This is a genomic window from Marivirga aurantiaca (genome assembly GCF_016679925.1).
Taxonomy (GTDB): Bacteria; Bacteroidota; Bacteroidia; order Cytophagales; family Cyclobacteriaceae; genus Marivirga; species Marivirga aurantiaca.
Map to the genome: position 1 here is coordinate 77,165 of NZ_JAEQBW010000014.1, position 20,704 is coordinate 97,868.

Annotated in this window: 20 protein-coding genes; 15 read left to right on the plus strand and 5 right to left on the minus strand. The window is 35.9% G+C overall.

Annotation, left to right across the window (positions count from 1 at the left end):
• Positions 1-62: 62 nt before the first annotated feature.
• Both JKA74_RS18970 and JKA74_RS18975 read right to left on the minus strand, forming a co-directional pair.
• A complete protein-coding gene (locus JKA74_RS18970; protein ID WP_201432824.1) occupies positions 63-740 on the minus strand; it encodes an SDR family oxidoreductase in 678 nt (225 codons plus the stop codon).
• 56 nt (positions 741-796) lie between these two features.
• Complete coding sequence (locus JKA74_RS18975; RefSeq protein ID WP_201432825.1) at positions 797-1,690, minus strand: UbiA family prenyltransferase; 894 nt, start codon at positions 1,688-1,690, stop codon at positions 797-799.
• Positions 1,691-1,869: 179 nt separating this feature from the next.
• Here JKA74_RS18975 and JKA74_RS18980 point away from each other — a divergent pair, with 179 nt between their 5' ends.
• Both JKA74_RS18980 and JKA74_RS18985 read left to right on the plus strand, forming a co-directional pair.
• Entirely contained in the window at positions 1,870-2,952 is a 1,083-nt protein-coding gene (locus JKA74_RS18980; protein ID WP_201432826.1) for a type III polyketide synthase, read from the plus strand.
• A 1-nt stretch (position 2,953) separates the two neighbouring features.
• Positions 2,954-3,649, plus strand: coding sequence for a methyltransferase domain-containing protein (locus JKA74_RS18985; RefSeq protein WP_201432827.1), 696 nt, complete (start codon positions 2,954-2,956; stop codon positions 3,647-3,649).
• Between the two features lies 1 nt (position 3,650).
• Here JKA74_RS18985 and JKA74_RS18990 read toward each other — a convergent pair whose 3' ends face one another.
• Together JKA74_RS18990 and JKA74_RS18995 are read right to left on the minus strand one after the other, a co-directional pair.
• The gene (locus tag JKA74_RS18990; RefSeq protein ID WP_236587947.1) at positions 3,651-4,709 is read right to left on the minus strand and encodes an endonuclease/exonuclease/phosphatase family protein; all 1,059 of its coding nucleotides are present in this window, start codon (positions 4,707-4,709) and stop codon (positions 3,651-3,653) included.
• A gap of 112 nt (positions 4,710-4,821) precedes the next feature.
• Positions 4,822-5,421, minus strand: coding sequence for a nitroreductase family protein (locus JKA74_RS18995; protein ID WP_201432828.1), 600 nt, complete (start codon positions 5,419-5,421; stop codon positions 4,822-4,824).
• Between the two features lie 78 nt (positions 5,422-5,499).
• On the opposite strand from JKA74_RS18995, the gene JKA74_RS19000 reads away from it, so the two are divergent.
• From JKA74_RS19000 to JKA74_RS19010, 3 genes are read left to right on the plus strand one after another with little or no spacing between them, the layout of a single operon-like run.
• Complete coding sequence (locus tag JKA74_RS19000) at positions 5,500-6,129, plus strand: ParA family protein (protein ID WP_201432829.1); 630 nt, start codon at positions 5,500-5,502, stop codon at positions 6,127-6,129.
• Between the two features lie 5 nt (positions 6,130-6,134).
• Positions 6,135-6,497, plus strand: a complete 363-nt coding sequence (locus JKA74_RS19005; protein WP_201432830.1) for a hypothetical protein — start codon at positions 6,135-6,137, stop codon at positions 6,495-6,497.
• A 20-nt stretch (positions 6,498-6,517) separates the two neighbouring features.
• Entirely contained in the window at positions 6,518-7,006 is a 489-nt protein-coding gene (locus JKA74_RS19010; RefSeq protein ID WP_201432831.1) for a VOC family protein, read from the plus strand.
• A 27-nt stretch (positions 7,007-7,033) separates the two neighbouring features.
• On the opposite strand, the gene JKA74_RS19015 is transcribed toward JKA74_RS19010, so the two are convergent.
• Positions 7,034-7,591: a ComF family protein gene (locus JKA74_RS19015; RefSeq protein ID WP_201432832.1), complete on the minus strand. Its 558-nt coding sequence runs from the start codon at positions 7,589-7,591 to the stop codon at positions 7,034-7,036.
• A 220-nt stretch (positions 7,592-7,811) separates the two neighbouring features.
• Between JKA74_RS19015 and JKA74_RS19020 the strand changes: the two genes are divergently transcribed.
• From JKA74_RS19020 to JKA74_RS19065, 10 genes are all read left to right on the plus strand, one after another.
• On the plus strand, positions 7,812-8,162 hold the full coding sequence (locus tag JKA74_RS19020; protein ID WP_201432833.1) for a carboxymuconolactone decarboxylase family protein: 351 nt from the start codon (positions 7,812-7,814) through the stop codon (positions 8,160-8,162).
• Positions 8,159-8,512 (plus strand): hypothetical protein, encoded by a 354-nt coding sequence (locus JKA74_RS19025; RefSeq protein ID WP_201432834.1) that lies wholly within the window; start codon positions 8,159-8,161, stop codon positions 8,510-8,512. The genes JKA74_RS19020 and JKA74_RS19025 overlap by 4 nt, the downstream gene beginning before the upstream one ends.
• 125 nt (positions 8,513-8,637) lie before the next feature.
• Positions 8,638-9,402 carry an exodeoxyribonuclease III gene (locus JKA74_RS19030; RefSeq protein WP_201432835.1) on the plus strand — a complete coding sequence of 255 codons (765 nt, stop codon included), beginning with the start codon at positions 8,638-8,640 and terminating at the stop codon, positions 9,400-9,402.
• A gap of 54 nt (positions 9,403-9,456) precedes the next feature.
• Positions 9,457-12,786: a DUF4175 family protein gene (locus JKA74_RS19035; protein ID WP_201432836.1), complete on the plus strand. Its 3,330-nt coding sequence runs from the start codon at positions 9,457-9,459 to the stop codon at positions 12,784-12,786.
• Positions 12,783-13,184: an ATP-binding protein gene (locus JKA74_RS19040; RefSeq protein WP_201432837.1), complete on the plus strand. Its 402-nt coding sequence runs from the start codon at positions 12,783-12,785 to the stop codon at positions 13,182-13,184. Before JKA74_RS19035 ends, JKA74_RS19040 begins: the two co-directional genes overlap by 4 nt.
• Positions 13,184-13,666 carry an rRNA maturation RNase YbeY gene (gene ybeY, locus JKA74_RS19045; RefSeq protein ID WP_201432838.1) on the plus strand — a complete coding sequence of 161 codons (483 nt, stop codon included), beginning with the start codon at positions 13,184-13,186 and terminating at the stop codon, positions 13,664-13,666. The genes JKA74_RS19040 and ybeY overlap by 1 nt, the downstream gene beginning before the upstream one ends.
• 113 nt (positions 13,667-13,779) lie before the next feature.
• Positions 13,780-15,645, plus strand: a complete 1,866-nt coding sequence (mnmG, locus tag JKA74_RS19050) for a tRNA uridine-5-carboxymethylaminomethyl(34) synthesis enzyme MnmG (RefSeq protein WP_201432839.1) — start codon at positions 13,780-13,782, stop codon at positions 15,643-15,645.
• A gap of 2 nt (positions 15,646-15,647) precedes the next feature.
• Positions 15,648-16,538: a class I SAM-dependent methyltransferase gene (locus tag JKA74_RS19055; RefSeq protein ID WP_201432840.1), complete on the plus strand. Its 891-nt coding sequence runs from the start codon at positions 15,648-15,650 to the stop codon at positions 16,536-16,538.
• Positions 16,535-18,412, plus strand: coding sequence for an Ig-like domain-containing protein (locus JKA74_RS19060; protein ID WP_201432841.1), 1,878 nt, complete (start codon positions 16,535-16,537; stop codon positions 18,410-18,412). The genes JKA74_RS19055 and JKA74_RS19060 overlap by 4 nt, the downstream gene beginning before the upstream one ends.
• A 382-nt stretch (positions 18,413-18,794) precedes the next feature.
• Complete coding sequence (locus JKA74_RS19065) at positions 18,795-20,615, plus strand: tetratricopeptide repeat protein (RefSeq protein WP_201432842.1); 1,821 nt, start codon at positions 18,795-18,797, stop codon at positions 20,613-20,615.
• Positions 20,616-20,704: the final 89 nt, after the last annotated feature.

Here is a 20,704-nt window from a genome sequence, read left to right on the forward strand (position 1 = left end):
ACAAAAACAGTAAAAGAAGCTTTACCTCGTTGAATGGTAAAGCTTCTTTTACAATTTCTAAATCAGTTAATAAAACTCGTCTCAGGCACGGGCTCGCCAATTTTTTCAATTGCCTTTTCAATAGTATTTGGGCCGGATAAAAGTTCCAGGGACTTACGATAAGTATTTCTGGCTTCCAAACTTTTTACCACCACTTCAGCCACATCTGCTCGCGGAACAGAGCCTTTTCTCTCTTCTGTTCTCTCACCATAATCTACCTTTCCTGTTGGCTCATCATTTGTTAACATACCTGGCTTAATAATAGTATAGTTCAACCTTGTTTGTTGCAGATAATCATCTGCAGCTGATTTAGCACTGTAATAATGGCTCATTTTTTCCGGCCATTGCTTTGGGTCAAAATCAGCTCCGAAAGCACTTATTTCAATAAAACGAATATACCTGTGCTTTAATGCCAAATCAATGGCCTTAATGGCAGCCAACTTATCAACAGCCTCGGTTTTATCAGCACCTGTATGTCCGCCACTACCTGCTGTAAATATAACTGCATTATTTCCCTCGTAGGCATGGCTAAAATCACCTTCCAAATCAGCAAGCACTGTTTTAATTCCTTTTTTTTCAAATTGTTCACGCTGCGACTCCTTTCTTACCATGGCAATGGCATCATGGGGAGTATTATTATGAATCTTATGGACTATCTTTTGGCCAATCTGTCCATTGGCTCCTATTACTAAAATATTCATATCAAAGATTTTTTTGGTTCTTTGGTTATAAACGTAATTTACAGAGGATGTTTTACCTATAAGTCCAGCTGATACAAATGGGAAGATTGGATAAAGAAATAGATGAAAAAAGCATTTAGGCATATGGCTGACAAAAAATTGAGCCCCATTGTCCAGCCATAGTTAGCTTTAGTTTTATTTCTGTTTACCAGGTAAAACCAAACAAAGAAGAACACTATAGTAGGTAGCATAAACAACAAAAATGCTATCGCTATTTTTTGCGAGTAAAAAGTGATAAAATAGTATTCAAACCCTAACGTAGCCAAAAGAAAAGCTACTAAAGTGAAAAGGAAAGTCCCTTTAATTCCCAACACCAGCGATAATGTACGATCTCCTCTTTTAGAGTCTTCTTTATGTTGATACACTTGAGTCATTGGATAGGAGCCCCATAAAAACAAAGACGTAAGCAAGCCGGGAAATATCACTTTCCATGAAAATGCTATTTGATATGAAAAATCATTAATACCTACATAAGCCATATAAAAAGTAAAGACCCCTTGAAAAAAGCCGGCAACTAACCATCCTAACCACGGGTATTTTTTCAAACGTATTCCGGGATGGCTATATGCTTTTGAAGCCAGGCCGTAGACAAACACCAAAACGGCAAATTCCATGCTGATCAACCACGCCAGGGCTATGCCTATAAAATCAAGTGCTAAACTGGTATAATAAAGACCAATGGTAACTGGCGGAGGTGTCTTCAGTAAACCTATACTTCCCTCATCCTTATCGAAATAACTGTTATATGCATTACTGGCCGGATAAATAAGGAAATGCAATATGACAAACACCAGTATAATCCTGTCTTCCACTAAATTCGGACTTATCCCCAAAGCAAATAGAAAAACGGGCAACAGAAAAAATGAGAAAGGAATCCGAAGATGTTTTATGATATTAATGACTGATTTCATTGGTTAAAATTATAGTTTTTGTGTGTTGAAGTTGCTACTCAATGTAAAAATATCCGTATTAAAAATCTAAGGATAATTTCTATAACTTAAAAAACACTCTATGATATTGAAAATAAGCACTTGTCCCCTGAACAACTTGTCCACATTTTTGCTTAATATAGGCATTTGAACCTGAATTTATGCCTTACATCAACCTGATTTCTACTTCTAACCCGGCAACAGCCATTCCTCAGAGCCAAATTGCTGGTTTTATGGAAAAAGCCATGCGGCTAAATACGGAAGAAAGTCGCAAATTAAAGGCTGTTTTTAGAATGTCCGGAATAAAAAAAAGACATACTGTTATTCAGGATTACCTACACAATAATGACCAGGAGTGGACTTTTTATCCTAAACTTTCTGAAACAGCCATACAGCCAGGTACAGAGCAAAGAATGCACTTATTTGAAAAATTTGCCATGCCTTTGGCGGAAAAAGCCATTAATCCTATACTTAACTCCCATACATCGGATTCATTCACCCACCTGATTACCGTAAGTTGTACGGGAATGTTTGCTCCCGGACTAGACATTCAACTTATTAAAAAACTAGGTTTAAATAAAGATATAGAAAGAACCAGCATCCAGTTTATGGGCTGTTTTGCTGCCTTCAATGCTTTAAAATCTGCTTATCATATTTGCAGATCTGAGCCACATTCCAAAGTTTTAATATTATGCGTAGAATTATGCACTCTTCATTTCCAATCCACTTTTAATGAAGATAATTTGTTGGCCAACACGCTTTTTGGTGATGGTGCAGCAGCCGTTGTGGTTTCCAATGATGCAGCTGGAGCTCCATATTCTATTGAGGGTTTCCAAAGTGTGGTAGATGGTGATTCTGAACAAGAAATGGCTTGGCATATTGGTAATTTAGGGTTTGAGATGAAACTAAGCTCTTATGTTCCTGATGTAATTGAGAAAAATATTGCCTGGTTGAGTGAGCGTTTGATGAAGAAGTTTCAGCTATTATTGGAGGATATCGACTATTATGCTATTCATCCGGGAGGAAAGCGGATATTGGCTGCCGTGGAAAAAGGATTGGGTTTACCAAAAAGTGTAAATGACATAGCCAATGAGGTGTTGGAAAATTTTGGTAATATGTCATCACCTACTGTTCTTTTTGTGTTGGATAAATTAGGGGAGAGGATTAACCCGGGTAAAAAAGTGTTGAGTTTTGCCTTTGGTCCCGGTCTTACAATGGAAAGTATGTTGCTAAAAAGTGTTTAAAATGGTAAATCTTAGCTATCGTTCTGAGGAAAAGGAAATCATGGATGATTTATCTGATAATAGTGCCAGTTTGCACCGCGCACTCAAGGAGCTGGATATCATCAATAAATGGCTGGGAGGGAATGCCGTAACATTAAATGCGGTGAAAAAAGAGCTAATAAAAAACCCCACTCACCAATTTACTATAGCCGACTTAGGTTGTGGAAGTGGAGAAATGCTACGAAGAATTGCCCTCTGGTGCAGAAACAACAATATTAAAGTGACCTTAATAGGTTTTGATGCCAACCCCCATGTGGTTGAATATGCCAAAAAACATTGTGCAAATTTTCCGGAAATCAGCTTTTACGCAGAAAACATTCTGGAAAAGGAATTTCAGTCACGGAAATTTGACCTGTTGCTCTGCACTCTATTTTTACATCACTTCAAAGAAAATCAGCTTATCAATTTACTGGCTCAATTTAAAGAACAAGCCAAAGTAACCATTATCAATGATTTGCACAGACATTGGCTTGCCTACTACTCCATTTTATGGATTACAAAAGCTTTCAGTAAATCTCCAATGGTACAAAATGATGCCTGCCTTTCCGTTTGGCGTGCTTTCAAAAAGAAGGATTGGAAAAACATTTTAAAAGAAGCAAATATTAAAGATTACACCCTTAATTGGCGATGGGCCTTTAGGTGGAAGTTGGTTTATTGATTTATTCCTTAGCCTGGATTTTCTCTTCTGCTGTTTCCCTATCATCCTTATCTACTTCCAGTTGCTCACTATTGTCTTCAATATGTGACAAATATAAATCAAGTAAAATTGGAAAATGATCTGAACCAATGCCTTTCAACCTCTTCATTTTATCTACTCTAAAATGCCCGGAACAAAATACGTGATCCAGAGGCCACCTAAATAATGGATATTTGGCATGGAAAGTACTAAAAAAGCCTCTTCCCCTCCTGGGGTCTAATAACCTGCTGATTCTTTGAAACAAAGTGGTGGTGTAGCTCCAGGCAACATCATTCAGATCACCCGCCACAATTACCGGTAGAATTTCATTGGCTACTTCTTTGCCTACCATTAAAATTTCAGCATCACGGGCGGTGGAATATAGATTTTCCCCAGGAACAGGAGGCTCAGGATGAAGAGCAAAGAGCTTAATTTTATTCTTGTTTTTAATGACAATTTCTGTCACTACGGAAGGAACTTCTTTTTTGACTAAATGACGAACTTCAGTATTCTGCAACTCAAACTTTGAAAAAATCAGCATCCCGTAGGTGTTTTCCTGGTCTATTAGCACCTGATACGGATATTTTTCACCAAAACTCTCCACGCTTTTTTCTTTCCACCACTTGTCAGTTTCTACCATTAAAACCAAATCAGCATCATTTTCATGTATCAACTGATCCAGCTTTTCGAATTTCCTGTTATATTGATATACATTTGATATTAATAATTTAATATCTGCTTTCTGATTCTTCCCTGTCGACTGTATTTGCTTGGGGGAAAATGGTAAAAAAGGATAAATTTGGTACGATAAATAAATTAAATTCACTGCAAGCAAGCCTACAAATATAAAATCAATGGGATAGGATATTCCTATCAGGAGAATATACCCCAACATAATTAACAGGTTAAGCACCCATTTTTGGGCACGGGGAAATTCGAAAACCCTGAAAGTCCAGTGATCATGCCGAATTAATGGAATAAGGGTGAAAAGGATAATTACTCCTGATAATATATAAAAAGTGACTTCGATGATCTCTTGCAATGAATTGACTGTTTAATTGTGCTTAAGTATCCAAGTTAAAAAAATAACTGGAATGATTTTCAAAAAAATATTTCGAGCTATTCCTTATTGATACCGACAAACGAATATTCTCTTAATCCTTTACCCAATGGACTTTATCCTCCATGGAAGTTCGTTTTCCTTCAGGCCAAAACCCATCTTTTGGCATCCCTAAATATAAAAAGCCTAAAAGTTTGTCTTTTGAAGATAAACCAAAACTTTCTTTTGCTGATTCCAGATAGGTAATTCCTCCGGAGCCCCAATAACAACCTATTCCGTAGGCAGTAGCAGTAAGGTACATGTTCTGAACGGCACAGGCCACTGATTCAATTTCTTCTATTTCAGGCACAGTTCCTTTTTCATCCCTTTTCATGGCTATTGCTATGATATGTGATGCCTGTAAAGGTTTGTTTTGTAAGGTTAAAAATTTTTCTTCCGAGAAATTGTCCTGCTTTTCAGCATGTTCTTTATAAATCTGTGACTGGAACTCACCTAATTTTCTTAATCCTTCACCCGTAAAAACGGTGAATTGCCATGGCTCAGTATGTTTGTGAGTAGGGGCCCATTTTGCATTTTCCAGCATTTGTTCCACTATTTCGTCAGGCACTTTTTCTCCTGAATATTGAGCAGGGAAAATAGATCTTCTGCTTTTTATCAAGCGGTTGATTTCCGATATATCAAATGGTTTAATCATGTTCTTTTTTTGTAAAATTAACACTCATTTGGAAATAGTCTTCGCTATACCTATTTTTATTGATAAGCATTTTCCATTATGACAAAAATTATCTCGTTTATTTCCCGTAAAGGCGGAACAGGCAAAACCACAAGTGCCATTCATTTAGCTACGATGTTGCAAAGTTTAGGTCATTCTGTTGTAATGTTGGAAACCGACAACAACTACACATTGAATACATTGAGAAAAATGGAAATGTATAAAACAGGGGCCAAAGAAAATGCTGTTTTTAATATTATTGCTTCGGTTGATCAGGAGGTGATAAAAGACATTGAACAGCTTAAGAAAGATGGCTTTGATTTCATTTTAGTAGATAGTGCCGGAAAAACCACAGACGAACATATTAAAAAACTTAGTATCGCCAGCGATTTGGTGATAGTGCCTACCAGTTTAACGCCCAATGATCTTTTGGTCACCTATCAAACAGTGGAAGATATTAAGCCTGCAAAGGATATTAATAAAAATTTGAAAATATTGGTTTTACCTAACCGGGTACATAGTGCCACCAAAATAGATACGGTAAAAGAGTCCCTATCGGAGCTGGACGCTACTATACTAGAAGTTAAAATTCCTGCCAAAAATGTTTTCGCCAACTTCAGTACCATTTTGCCGGAAAAAGAATTTTTACCCGTTGCCAAAGCAATTTTATCACACATTCATAAAAACTAATCACAATGGCCAAGAAAAAAGACACCCTCAAGGATTTGAATGAGTTCATGAAAAACCAGCCATCACAGAAGGATGGGGATGAATCTTATTTAGAGAAAAAGCCTACAAGTCTGGCGGAGGTAGAGCGACTTAAATCCGATCTTAAAAAATTAGATGAGTTACCTGACGGTGCTTTAAACGAAGATTTATTGGCAGGTTTCATTCATAAAATAGCTTCTGCTCAACAATTAAGTCCCAGGCAGGTTTTATTCCGACTATGTGAAAGGACTTTAGATATGCAAGAGGAAAGTGATAGTTCTGATATTATGTTGTTAAACACAATTCTTTATATCAAACAGAATGATCTATTAGTGGAAAAATTAAAGTAAGTTCTATTAGGCTTTAAAAGATGGAGAATTATCAAATCCCTGCCCAAACCCGTATAGGCCATGTCCACCTGAAAGTATCCGACCTGCAACGCTCATTGGACTTTTATTGTGGTTTATTGGGCTTTGAAATTACCACTACCTTAGGAGAAGATGCTGCCTTCATTTCAGCAGGAGGTTACCACCACCATATTGGATTGAATACCTGGCAAAGTAAAAATGGCCCTCCTTCACCTAAAAATAGTCCGGGACTCTTTCACACAGCCATTTTATATCCCACAAGAAAGAATCTGGCGGAAATATTTGTTAGAATACAAAAGGCTGGTTATCCCTTTACGGGAGCAGCAGATCATGGCGTGTCTGAAGCTTTGTATCTGGATGACCCGGATAAAAATGGAGTAGAGCTTTACTGGGACAGGCCAAAAGAGCAATGGCCTCAAAAAGCAGATGGCTCTATAGAAATGTACACCAAATCCCTGGATATGGAAGACTTGTTGAGGGAATTAGATTAATTTCTATTCAATAGGTTTATTGGTTGCCTACTTGGTTACCGCAATTGTTAAAATCGAAATTTTTGCTCCCTTTTCAATCAATGGTTGACAAGCAGCTTGAATAGTTGCCCCGGTAGTTAATACATCATCTATTACCAAAATATTTTTTTCTTTGATATTGCTTTTAGTAGCCAATAATGAAAAAGTAGATTCCACATTAGCAAACCGCTCTAAACGGTGCTTTTTGGTTTGGCTTTTTCCATGAACTTCCTTTTTAAGCAGTTTTTTAAAGGGTACCTCTAAAGCCAAACTCAACCCTTCAGCAATTTTATCACTCTGGTTAAATCCACGTTTCCTGTATTTAATAAAATGCAACGGAACCGAAGTAATAATATCAAATTTTTCATGAAAACCATATTCTCTCAATTCCTTACCATACATTTCCCCCAAATAAACGCCCAACTCCTCATTTCCTCCATATTTCAATTCATGTAGGAGTTTTTGTATTACGCTTCCTTTTTGAAACCAGCAAAACGCCATTGCATATTGAAGGTTGGGGATTTCAAAAAACTTTGTATGCAAAATATTAGGTTGGCTTTTGTGCATTTGTGTCATGTTTAAGGCCGAATGGCAATGGGTACAAATGAACTCTTCCGACTTTGTAAGTGTCAAATAGCAAGCACAACAATAGTCAGGGAAAAATAAAGAAAGAAAATCTGATACAATTAACGAAAAGGATTGGGTAGATAGCATGACAAGGGCTAACTTTACAGGTTAATTAGCAAGCGCTTATTGGCGCAAGCTTTAAAATTTTCTCAATTAATATATGAATAAAGTAGAAGAATTCAATGAATATCGTTCTAAAATGAATGATAAAATTGTTGGTTCCAATAATAAAATCCTAAAAAGGATTTTTAATTTGGACACTAATGCATTCGCTGAGGGAAGTATTGATAAAAAAACCAAAGAAATGATTGGCCTTTCCAGCTCAATGGTGTTACGTTGCGATGATTGTGTACGGTATCATTTAGGAAAGTGCTATGAATTAGGAGTTAATGATGAACAGATATTTGAAATCTTCTCCATTGCCAATCTGATTGGTGGTACAATAGTAATTCCGCATTTACGAAGAGCTGTTGAGTTTTGGGAAGAATTAAAAGAACAAGAAGGTAAATGATACAAAAAGACCTTGAGCTCGAAAGAAAATGGCAGGCTTTAAGATTAAAGTTGAAAGAAGCTATCGGCAGAAAACCGAAAGACATGAATGCCGTGCTTTTTATGATAGGGGTGCAAGAGTTGGGAAAGGGTCCGCATAGTTTTAGCAAGGAAGAAAAACAAGATTTATTGCACATTGCCATTTGCAAGGTTTTAAGTCTATCGGGGTTTTATGAACTGGAGGGATTGGATGAACAAGGCTGGCCTCATTGGAAATTAGTAAAACAATTACCGCATTTTGATATTTTAGAACAAGAAAAATTGCTTAAAATGCATGTGATTGAATATTTTGAACAGGAAATTGATCTATAGTGCAAAAAACTATCAGATCAGTAGCTTTGTTTACATCCATTTCCTTAAAAAGAAGTGGATTTATAGATTCTATTAGTAGTAAGTTGATATAGAATCAAAAATAAGTTTTAACATAATAGTTGTTAATGAATATCATCTCTTATAATGTAAACGGAATTCGGGCAGCAGAAAAGAAAGGCTTAAGTGATTGGTTGCACAATGAAAACCCGGATATTTTATGTTTGCAAGAACTAAAAGCTAACGAAGATCAGGTCGATCTGAATATTTATAAAGAACTCGGCTACCACATTTACTGGCACTCCGCAGAGAAAAAAGGTTATAGCGGGGTAGCAATTTTTTCCAAAATAAAACCTAATTGTGTTGAAATTGGTTGTAATATGCCCCTTTACGATTGTGAAGGCAGGGTAATCAGAGCAGATTTTGAAGATTTCTCTGTATTGAACACTTATATGCCAAGTGGCTCAAGTGGTGAACTAAGACAAGCATTCAAAATGCAATGGTTGTCTGATTTCAGAAAATACGCAGAAGAATTAAAGGAAAGGTATCCTAGTTTACTCATTTGTGGTGATTATAATATTTGCCATGAAGCTATAGATATTCATGATCCTGTAAGAAATAAAAACAGTTCAGGGTTTCTGCCCGAAGAGCGGGAGTGGATGAGTAATTTCCTGAGTGATGGATTTGTGGATTCATTTCGTCACTTGAATAAAGGAAAAGACAATTACAGCTGGTGGAGTTACCGTGCAGGAGCCAGAGCAAGGAATAAAGGCTGGAGGATTGATTATCATATGATAACAGAATCCCTGCTGGAAAAGTTAAGTCATGCAGCAATATTGCCGGATGTACATCATTCTGACCATTGCCCTGTGAAAATTATTTTGGAACAATAGTAGAATCATTAAAGCTTTGGAAATCATTGTGATAAATTTATCGTTACTAAGGGAGTGAATAATTCAGGACATATCGCAGACATTCTTAAAAAACTACAGAAGTACAAAAGAAAGTACTATCTGAACAAGTTGTTTAAGGGAGTGTTGATTTCGCTTGCCTATCTGTTAATGGCTTTCATAGGAGTTAGCTTTCTGGAATACCAACTTCATTTAAATTCTTCCTTTAGAAGTCTGATAGCCATATTATTTAGTGCAAGTGGACTTTACTTTCTTATCAGATATATAGCCATTCCATCCTTTTACTTATTAGGAAATGGCAAACATTTAAGCAACAAAGAAGCTGCTATCCAAATAGGTAAATATTTCCCGGAAATAAACGATAAGTTGCTGAATTTCATACAGTTAAATGATTTAACAAGTCGTGAAAATTCCTTGGTCCAAGCAAGTATAGAGCAAAAATCTCAAGGTTTGAGTCCTTTTAATTTCAGTGAAAGTATAAAGATTCAGAAAAGTAATAAAAAATATTTTCCCTACGTAATCGTACCTGTCATTCTGCTAGCTATTATATTGATGTTCGCTCCTTATATGGTTACTGAAGGAAGCTACAGAATAATCAAGTTTAATGAGGAGTTCATTCCAAAAGCTCCCTTCATGTTCCACGTGGAAACAGAAACGCTGAAAGCTTATAAGGGAGAGCCGTTCCAAATCCATCTGAAACTATCAGGAACAGAACTTCCGGCTGAGGTTTTCATAAATAAAGATGGAATAAAGCAAAAACTTCAAAAGCAAGATCATAAAACTTTTGAATATATAATTAACAGTCCTCAGGAAGATATCAATTTTCATTTCGAAGGAGCTGGCTTTTCCTCTAAGAATTATATTCTTAAGGTTTATGAAAGACCAGCCGTTCAAAATATGGCTATCGAATTAGTTTACCCAGCATATACTGGTACTCGAAGAGAAAGAATAGAAAATTCAGGCAATTTAATTGTTCCGGAAGGTACAATGGCCGAGTGGTGGCTCCAAAGTAAAGCAACTGATGAAGTAGTCTTTTCCTCAAAGTCAGATAGCTCAGAAACTCTATTTGAAAAAACAGGGGATAAAACTTTCCACCTGGAAAAAACCTTGCTAAACTCTCAATCTTATCAGCTAGAGCTTTTCAACCAAAATGCGGTGGGAGAAAATAAAGCTAGTTATTCAATAGAAGTAATAAAGGATAAGTCACCGGAAATCACCCTGGAGTCTGTTAACGATAGTAGTTTATTTAGTCAAGTGGCCCTGGCCGGGGAAATTAGTGATGATTATGGTTTTACAAAGTTCCATTTAGTCTACTCAATAACTAACAATGGCTCACAAAAAAAGAAGGGAACAAAACCGCTTCCTTTCAAGAAAGATATTTTGAACCAGAAATACTTTCAATTATGGAGCATTGATTCTCTTGTTCAGGAAGAAGGTGATATCGTTCAGTATTATCTTGAAATATACGACAATGACGCCATTAACGGAGCAAAAAGCACAAGAAGCACTGTGCATACCTTTAAAAGACCTGATAAAGAAGAAATAGAGAAATCCATCAAAAATAGTGCTCAAGTGTCTGAAAACCAACTAGATAAGAACATTCAAAAATCAAGGAAGCTCAATCAAAATCTGGAGGATTTGGAAAAAATTCTCAAGACAAAAAGAAACTTAAATTGGGAAGACAAAAAGTTACTGGAAGAAATAGTGGAGGAAAAAGAGTTGTTGGAAAAAGAACTGGAAAAGATAAAGCAGGAAATGGAACAAAACCGCGAGAAAAGGGAAAAATATGAGCAACAAAACCCTGATCTCAAGGAAAAGTCTGAGCAACTAGAAAGCTTGATGGAAGAAATGCTAAAGGACAAAAATGACGAGCTTCTGGAAAAAATCAAGGAATTGCTTGAAAAAGAAAACCAATCAGATGAATTCAGGGAGTCCGTACAAGAGCTAAAAAAGAAAGAAAGCAACAAGTTGAAAGAAATGGAAAGGCTTATGGAACTTTTCAAACGCCTTGAAATCCAGTATGACATGAATAAAGTGGGGGAAGATTTGGAAAAAATAGCTGAGGAACAAAAAGAACTAGGCGAGAAAACAGAACAAGCTGACGAATCCAACAAGGAAAAAGCACTCGAACAACAAGAGAAGCTTAACGAAGAGTTTGAGGAAATTAAAGAATCATTAGAGGATATTAAAGAAAGGAATCAGTCTTTAAAACAACCAAGTCCGATAGATGATACCAAAGAGCACGAAAATCAAATAGATCAATCACAGCAGGAGAGTTCTGAGCAACTTGAGCAGAACAACCAAAAAGGAGCCTCTAAAAGTCAGAAGAAAGCCGCTGAGGAAATGAAAAAAATGGCCAAAATGATGGCACAGATGCAATCCAGTATGGAAATGGAAGCACTGCAAGAGAATATAGACGATTTAAGGGATATCGTGGATAACCTGCTTAAACTTTCCTTTCGCCAGGAAGCGTTGATGAAAGATTTCCGGGATGTCAATGCTAGTGACCCCAGATTCATCACTCTTTCTGAAAAGCAGCTTAACATGAAAGAAGACGCAATAATTGTTGAAGACAGTCTAAATGCTTTGGCTGAGCGAGTATTCCAGTTAAAAACCTTTATTACTAAGGAAATGTCAACCATGAATACTTCTATGCAAAGTAGTCTGGATGCCTTAAAAGAAAGAGATAAAAACAAGGCTGTTGGAGAACAACAGTTTGCCATGACATCAATGAACAATTTAGCTTTAATGCTGGATGATGTATTGCAACAAATGCAGATGCAAATGCAAGCCTCTATGGGCATGGACAGTAAACCTCAACAAGGTAATCAGCAGCAGCCAGGCATTAGTGAAATGCAGAAAGCCCTTAACCAGGAAACGAAGGAGTTATCGGAAGGCCAAAAGAGTGGGAGAGAGTTATCAGAAAAATTAGGAGAATTAGCTGCTGAACAAGCCAGGTTACGGAAAATGCTGAAGGAGATGCAAGAACAATCCAATGACAAGGATGGAAAAGAAGGTGGGGGTGGCCTTGGTGAGACGATAGAAGAAATGGAAAAAATAGAAGAAGAAATCGTCAACAAAAGAATCAACAATCAATTGATTGAGCGACAAGAAAAAATAGTGACTAGATTACTAGAGGCGGAAAAAGCTAAACAAGAGCAGGAAGAAGATGACGAAAGAAAAGGAGAAACAGCAACTGACTATGAAAAAGAACGTTTACCTAATGCCTTTGAAGAGTACTTGAAACAGAAGGAAAAAGAAATTGAACTGTTACAAAGTGTCTCTCCAAGCTTTACACCTTATTACAGAAACGAAATTAATAAATATTATAAACGCCTTAAATCCACAGAAAACAAATCATTATGAATGAGATTACCATAAGTATTCCTTCGCTAACTGAGAATATCAGAATAGTAGAAAGCTTTATTGATAATGCTAAGGAAAAATTACAGATCAATGATGACATCTATGGCAACATTATGATAGCTATAACAGAGTCTGTCAATAATGCCATTATCCACGGGAATGCGGCCGACAAGAGCAAAAACGTAAAATTAAGTTGTGCAATAGAAGACAATGTTGTTGTTTTCTATGTAACAGATGAAGGCTCTGGATTTGATTACAACTCTCTTCCCGACCCTACAGCTCCGGAAAACATAGATAAGCCTGGCGGCAGAGGGATATTTTTAATGAAGGCACTTTGTGATGAACTTCAGTTTCAGGAAGAGGGAAGGAAAGTAAAACTAAGCTTCTACGTGGACTAATGCCGGAAATCAATTTTTTCAAAGAAGATATAGAAATTGATTTAAGAATGCTTAAAGGATTCCGAAACTGGATCACTAATACAGCAGCGCATCATAATGAGTCTATTGAAACCATTAATTATATTTTCTGTAGTGACAAATTACTCCACACAATGAATGTCGATTACTTGAATCATGACACTTATACAGACATTATTACTTTCGATTTAAGGGAAGAAAACCAACAAACACCTATTGAAGCTGACATTTTCATAAGCATTGAGAGAGTGAAAGAAAACTCTAAACAACTTTCTACTTCTTTTAAGCAGGAATTGGCACGTGTTATGATTCATGGTCTTTTACATCTTATTGGATTTAAGGATAAGACCATGCAAGAAAAAGAGAGAATGCGTGAGATGGAATCGGAGGCTTTAGAGTTTTTACCTGGAGCTACTGTTCCACGTGGAACAGTACAAAAATCTTCAGCTTTTGGTAAAGTTTGATATAAAACATTTTCTTTTAATAGGAATCAATCCTATACAAAAGGTGGATTAATAATAATAAAACTAAATTATAAATATTGGTGTTCCACGTGGAACACTTTAAAGAATTAACAATGTTTCAAGAATACGATGTAATAGTAGTGGGCGGAGGTCATGCCGGTTGTGAAGCTGCAGCCGCAGCAGCTAATATGGGATCAAAAGTTTTATTGGCAACAATGAACATGAATACTATTGCGCAAATGTCATGCAACCCAGCCATGGGGGGAGTGGCCAAAGGACAAATAGTTAGAGAAATAGATGCGCTAGGGGGTTATTCAGGGATAATATCCGATAAATCCATGATCCAGTTCAGGATGCTTAATAAATCGAAAGGTCCTGCTATGTGGAGCCCAAGAAGCCAAAATGACCGAATGCGTTTTGCGGAAGAGTGGAGATTACAACTGGAAAGCATTCCAAACCTGGATTTTTGGCAGGAAATGGTCAATGGGCTATTAGTGGAAAACAATAAGGTGGTAGGGATTGAAACGGGCATGGGGATTAAAATTAAATCAAAAGCTGTAGTTTTAACAAATGGCACCTTTCTGAATGGCCTTATTCATATAGGAGAAAAACAATTTGGGGGTGGGCGATCCGCAGAAAAAGCCTCAAAAGGAATTACTGAACAACTCGTTTCGCTAGGTTTCGAAGCAGGTAGAATGAAAACCGGAACGCCTCCAAGGGTAGATGGAAGGTCCCTTGACTATACCAAAATGGAGGAACAAAAAGGGGATGATCTGCCGGAAAAGTTTTCCTTCTCAGATCAGACTACTGTACTTAAAGAACAAAGAAGCTGTTATATCACCTATACAAATCCTACAGTTCATGAAGTGTTGGAAACTGGCTTTAGTCAATCTCCTATGTTCAATGGAAGGATCAAAGGATTAGGCCCAAGATATTGTCCATCTATTGAAGATAAAATCAATAGATTTGCTGAGCGTGATAGACATCAGATATTTGTTGAACCGGAAGGTTGGAACACAGTAGAGATCTATGTAAATGGCTTCTCAACTTCTCTCCCTGAAGAAATTCAATATAAAGCTCTTAAAGAAATTAAAGGTTTTGAAAATGTCAAAATGTTCCGTCCTGGATATGCCATTGAATATGACTTTTTCCCACCCACTCAACTTAATGTTACTTTAGAGACTAAGTTGATTGAAAACTTGTATTTTGCCGGACAAATAAACGGGACAACGGGTTATGAAGAAGCTGCTTGCCAAGGGTTAATGGCGGGGATTAATGCTCATTTGAAAATCAATGAAAAAGATCCGTTTATTTTAAGTAGATCTCAAGCATATATTGGCGTGCTTATTGATGACCTAATTAACAAAGGAACAGAAGAACCTTACAGGATGTTTACTTCAAGGGCTGAACATAGAATACTTCTAAGACAGGACAATGCGGATATTCGTTTGAGCCCTTTAGGTTTTGCCATTGGTTTAGCAAAAGAAGAGCGTGTGATTAAAGCTGAAAACAAACAAAAAAACATAGATCAGATTGTGAGCGATCTTAAGGTTTTAAAGGTTAAACCTAAAGATATAAATGAAGAATTATCAAGATTTAAGTCAGCTCAAATTAAGGAAACTACTTCTGCTTATAATATTCTTAAAAGGCCTGAAATATCCTTCAAAGAATTAAGAGAACTAGAAAAAGGCTTAGGAAACTACATATCGCAGTATGATCAATCTATTCTGGAAGCGTCAGAAATAAGTATCAAATACGAAAGTTATATAGAGAAGGAACATCAATTAGCAATAAAGATGAATAGTCTGGAGGATTTGAAAATAAAAGATTCTATTGATTTTAGCCTCATTCCAGCTTTGTCTGCTGAAGCAAAAGAAAAGTTTAGGAAAATTAAACCTAAAACCCTGGGACAAGCTTCAAGAATAAGTGGAGTAAGTCCAGCTGATGTATCCATATTAATGGTTTATCTAGGAAGATAATTATGTACGAGAAATTAACCGAATGCCCGGTGTGTGGCGGTAATAACATAGAAAATCATAAAGTGGTAATTGACCATTCTGTCAGCAAAGAAAGCTTTGTTATCTGTATATGTAAAGGATGTCAATTTCAATTTACTAATCCTCGTCCGACAGAAGAAGAAATTGGAAAGTATTACCAATCTGACGATTATATCTCACATACGAACAAAGGAAACTCCCCAATAAATATGCTTTATAAGTTGGCAAGACAATTTGCCATTAAAAGCAAATACCAGCTGATCAATAATATCAGCAAGGAAAAAAAAGGGAGAATTCTTGATTTCGGTTGTGGAACAGGGTATTTCCTTACTACCATGAAAAACAAAGGCTGGCAAATAGCCGGAATAGAACCTAATGAGCAGGCAAGAGCAATTGCCATTGAAGAAACAAAAGAAGAAATATGTGCCGATATAAAATCCCTTGATATAAAAAATAAAAAGTTTAATGTAATCACATTATGGCATGTACTGGAACATATTCATCATATCAATGATACAATTGCTCTATTAAAAACATTGTTAAAAGAGAAAGGAAAAATTATAATTGCTGTCCCCAATATTAATAGCCTGGACAATGCTGTTTACAAAGAACAATGGGCAGCATATGATGTCCCAAGACATTTGTACCACTTTAATCCGGATTCAATGAAAACTTTAATGCTGAAGCATGGTCTTAAGGTTAAAAACATCTATCCGATGAAATTAGATGCCTATTATATAAGCTTACTTAGCGAAAGGTACAGAACCGGCAACTCCAACTATCTTAAATCTTTCATAAATGGCTATAAATCAAATAGTTATGCTGTAAATAATAACAATAATTACTCAAGTCTCATTTACGAAATTAAAAAATGAACAAATTAATTCCATCCCTATTAATAATCTTAATTATATATGCTTGCGCAACGGTACAATCCCCAGTTGGAGGCGAAAAGGATACCAAGCCACCGGAATTGTATGAATCGAATCCAGGCGATCAAAGCACTAATTTTAAAGGGAACAAGATCACGTTATATTTTAATGAGTGGATGGAGGTTGACAATCTGAACAAGGAATTGATTATCACTCCCCGAACAAACGTGGAGTATGAACATACACTAAAAAAACAAGAGTTTACTCTTACTTTCAAAAAACCATTAAAAGATTCGACCACCTATACCTTCAATTTCAGAAAAGCCTTGAAAGATATAACGGAAGGCAATTTATGGGAAGATCCGGTAATAGCATTTAGTACCGGGAGCTACTTAGACTCTCTGGAAGTACACGGAGAAGTAATACACTTAATGACTAATTCACCAGCAGAAGAATTTACCGTAGGTCTCTATGACGCCATATACGATACAGCTAATTTAAGGCAAGGGGAGCCCGTTTATTTTACAACCACAGATAAAGAGGGTAAATACTTATTACAAAATATAAGACCCGGGAAATATCGTCTATATGCTTTTAATGATTCAAATGATAATTTAAAAAATGAATCCTCCAGCGAAGCCTACGCATTTCATGGGGAGATAATTGAACTTCAGGATTCAATACCACCCATTAATCTTGAAGCCTATCAAAATAATGAAGATACACTCACCATAAAAAAAGCCTCTCCTTCAGGAAAAGATTTTGTGATCAACTTTAATAAAGGCATCAAAAATTACCAGGTAGAAAATTCCAAAGATACATCTCAATTCATTTATGTAAACGATGAAGAATCTGCTAAGAATTTAAGGATATACAAAGAAAATTTCCCAGACTTAGCTTATGAGGAAGATTCTATAGCCCTATACATAACTGTAACAGATTCCATTCAAATGTCATTGAAAGATACTGTTTATGCAAAGTTTAGAGAAAGCAGAATACAATCAGAAGAACTAAAAATTACCCAAATGCCAACCAAAGAAATATTGTCAGGTCTGCAGAAATTAGAAATAGCTTTTAATAAACCCATCAATAAATACAATACGGATTCCATCTTTATCAAATATGATTCCCTCCTGTTGTACGAGGTAGCCGACAATCAGCTGGCTTTCTCTAAGAATAGAAAAAAAGTTAATATAACTATCCCCCTGTTAAAAAGTAAAATAGATAGTATAGATGCTTATTACAAAAAGATAAATGACAGTATTCAGTCAGTCAGACAACAACAGAGCGATAGTGTTTTAAATGATCAGGGTGAAGAAGTGGAAGTTGATGACAACCAAACATCAAATAAAACTGAAAAGCCAAACAAAATAAATTTAGGATCCAAAGGGGCAAAACAACAGGGTATACCAGCCACTACATCATCTAAAAATACAACACCACAAATCAAAGGCCTGCATCTATACTTAGGAAAAGGAGCATTTATCGGTATTGAAAATGACTCGACAGCTTCTAATAATTCAACCTTTCAGTTTATGGAAAGCGAAAACTACGGCACTATTAAAGGCAGTGTACAAAATGCTTCTCAAAACTTTATTGTTGAACTGGTCGATAGTAAACATGAAAAAGTAGATAGTGTGAGCAACAAAGAGGAGTTTACCTTTAATTATGTAAAACCAGGTGATTATTATCTAAGAGCCATAATTGATCGTAACAATAATAACAAATGGGATGCAGGAAATCCTTTATTGTTAATTCCGGAAGAAGAAATTGTTTACCTTGATGAAAAGATTACAGTGAAAGCCAATTGGGAAGTGATAGACAAAATCCTTGTATTAACACCGCAAAACAATGTGGATAACAACCAAGGAAACTAAGAGTTATACACAGTCATTAACAACCCAAACCAACTAATTGATAATTTTAAACTAAAAGGGAAATAACCGGTGGAAAAAAGAAGTTAATTTTTAGGTTACCCACAGAACAAAATCTAAAGATAATGACTAAAATCTTATTAACATTTCTTAAACGAAATGTTAATTAACTCAAAATCTGTAAATTATATGTGGGTAAAATTAGGATGAACTATTACTTAATTAACATTCTTAAATAACTAGATATTTTCAAATAACTTTTCAACATATCCACAGCTTTAATAGTGAATAATAATTTAATAAATATATAACATATAAAATATAAGGGTGTGGATTCTGTGGATAAAGAGAATTCTTGATTTTTACTTTTTGTAAACATAAAAATATGATGAGGCATACTTTTTTTATTCTGGCAATGATCCTACTTACTTTTTGCACAAATGCTTTTGGTCAAATAAGTAGTGAAGTAGAATTAGCTAATGAGTATTATAGGCAAGGGGATGTGGATAAAGCGATTGATCTATATAATAAATTGGCCGAAAAACCCCAGAATATTGCCTATATCCACAATAATTACCTGGAACTGCTGGAAATTAAGCAACGCAACAAGGAGACAGAGAAATATTTAAAGAAAGTAAGATCTCAGTTCCCTTCTAACATACGCTTCGATGTGGATATCATTGATTTTTTTGTTTACTCCAATGATAGCTCAAAAGCTGAAAAATATTATCAGGAACTGGAAAAGAAAATTATTAATCAGCCAAGTCTTATGCAATCTGCAGCACAATACCTGGTGAATAAACAACATAACCAGTTTGCGGAAAAATTATATTTAGCTGCGAGACAAAGGTTAAAAGATCCCACAGCTTTTAGTGTTCAGCTTGCTACATTATACCGTTACACTAATGAAAAAGATAAAATGGTCCGCGAGTATATGACCTATGCGGAAGAACGGCCCAATAATTTACGGTATGTGAAAAATATGCTTCAGTTATCTCTAACAGAAGAGGAAGACCTGGAGTCATTTATTGAATATTTAATGGTTAATATTCAAACCGATGCAGATAATGAAATTTATAGTGATTTGCTCATCTGGGCGAACTTGCAGATAAATAATTTTTTTGGGGCATTTGTTCAAGCTAAAGCAATAGACCGAAGAGCTGGATTAAAAGGTGATAACTCTATAGAAATTGGGCAAATAGCTTTTGAAAATGAAGCATTTGAGGTAGCCGAGACCATTTTTCAATATATTGTGAATACTTACCCGGAATCAAGAAATTACATTTATGCCAAGCAAATGCTTATCAGAAGTAAGGAAAATATTATCAAACATCATTTTCCTATTGATACTGTTGCTATCAGGTCTTTGGTCAAATCGTATGATCAGTTGATAGAAGAAACCGGATTATCGCAATTTACACTAGAAGCATATCGTCAAAAGGCTTTATTGCATGCTTTTTATCTTCAGGAACCGGAAAAAGCATCAAAAATTCTACAGGAGATAATCAGCTTCAACAATACAGATCAGGAAATAGTAGCTCAGGCTAAACTGGATCTTGGAGATATTTTTATCATTTTGGAACAACCATGGGAGTCTGTATTGCTCTATTATCAGGTGGAAAAATCACATAAGAATACGCAATTAGGTGAAGCTGCTAAATTAAAGAATGCTAAGCTATCATATTTTAAAGGTGATTTTACTCTTGCTCAGGAACATTTGGATATTTTGAAAAAAGCTACAAGAAGGGAAATTGCAAATGACGCAATGGATTTGAGTATCCTTATCAAAAACAATACGATACTTGATTCTACTCAAAAAGCTTTAAGGGAATATGCTGCTATTGATCTTTTACTTTATCAAAATCAACAAAGAGAAGCAGTAGAAAGGCTAAATAGGATGTTGGTGGAACATGAAGAACATCCCATTAAAGACGATGTGCTTTGGCTGCTGGCCAGAATAGACAAGGAGAGTGGAAACTATGAGGAAGCCATTCAGAAATTAAATCAAATTGTTGAAGATTTACCCTATGATATACTCACAGATGATGCCTTATTTGAAATGGCTACTATTTATGAAACGCTAATTAATGATACACAAAAAGCCAAAGAGCTTTATCAGAAATTACTGACCGATTTTCCCGGTAGTATTTATGTTGCAGAAGCCAGGAAAAGATTCAGAAGTATGAGGGGAGATTTTGTTAATTAAAAAAACAAACCCTCTCGTCTCGCAGTTTGCAATTCCTCCCTGTTTAATAAAATTTACTTTATCGTTACTTCCTTCCTCAAAAAATTAGC

What these genes read in the sequence shown, in the direction of transcription:
- JKA74_RS18970 (WP_201432824.1), bottom strand. Translation starts at nt 740, where the DNA reads ATGAATATTTTAGTAATAGGAGCCAATGGACAGATTGGCCAAAAGATA.
- JKA74_RS18975 (WP_201432825.1), bottom strand. Translation starts at nt 1,690, where the DNA reads ATGAAATCAGTCATTAATATCATAAAACATCTTCGGATTCCTTTCTCA.
- JKA74_RS18980 (WP_201432826.1), top strand. Translation starts at nt 1,870, where the DNA reads ATGCCTTACATCAACCTGATTTCTACTTCTAACCCGGCAACAGCCATT.
- JKA74_RS18985 (WP_201432827.1), top strand. Translation starts at nt 2,954, where the DNA reads ATGGTAAATCTTAGCTATCGTTCTGAGGAAAAGGAAATCATGGATGAT.
- JKA74_RS18995 (WP_201432828.1), bottom strand. Translation starts at nt 5,421, where the DNA reads ATGATTAAACCATTTGATATATCGGAAATCAACCGCTTGATAAAAAGC.
- JKA74_RS19000 (WP_201432829.1), top strand. Translation starts at nt 5,500, where the DNA reads ATGACAAAAATTATCTCGTTTATTTCCCGTAAAGGCGGAACAGGCAAA.
- JKA74_RS19005 (WP_201432830.1), top strand. Translation starts at nt 6,135, where the DNA reads ATGGCCAAGAAAAAAGACACCCTCAAGGATTTGAATGAGTTCATGAAA.
- JKA74_RS19010 (WP_201432831.1), top strand. Translation starts at nt 6,518, where the DNA reads ATGGAGAATTATCAAATCCCTGCCCAAACCCGTATAGGCCATGTCCAC.
- JKA74_RS19015 (WP_201432832.1), bottom strand. Translation starts at nt 7,591, where the DNA reads ATGCACAAAAGCCAACCTAATATTTTGCATACAAAGTTTTTTGAAATC.
- JKA74_RS19020 (WP_201432833.1), top strand. Translation starts at nt 7,812, where the DNA reads ATGAATAAAGTAGAAGAATTCAATGAATATCGTTCTAAAATGAATGAT.
- JKA74_RS19025 (WP_201432834.1), top strand. Translation starts at nt 8,159, where the DNA reads ATGATACAAAAAGACCTTGAGCTCGAAAGAAAATGGCAGGCTTTAAGA.
- JKA74_RS19030 (WP_201432835.1), top strand. Translation starts at nt 8,638, where the DNA reads ATGAATATCATCTCTTATAATGTAAACGGAATTCGGGCAGCAGAAAAG.
- JKA74_RS19040 (WP_201432837.1), top strand. Translation starts at nt 12,783, where the DNA reads ATGAATGAGATTACCATAAGTATTCCTTCGCTAACTGAGAATATCAGA.
- ybeY (WP_201432838.1), top strand. Translation starts at nt 13,184, where the DNA reads ATGCCGGAAATCAATTTTTTCAAAGAAGATATAGAAATTGATTTAAGA.
- mnmG (WP_201432839.1), top strand. Translation starts at nt 13,780, where the DNA reads ATGTTTCAAGAATACGATGTAATAGTAGTGGGCGGAGGTCATGCCGGT.
- JKA74_RS19055 (WP_201432840.1), top strand. Translation starts at nt 15,648, where the DNA reads ATGTACGAGAAATTAACCGAATGCCCGGTGTGTGGCGGTAATAACATA.
- JKA74_RS19060 (WP_201432841.1), top strand. Translation starts at nt 16,535, where the DNA reads ATGAACAAATTAATTCCATCCCTATTAATAATCTTAATTATATATGCT.
- JKA74_RS19065 (WP_201432842.1), top strand. Translation starts at nt 18,795, where the DNA reads ATGATGAGGCATACTTTTTTTATTCTGGCAATGATCCTACTTACTTTT.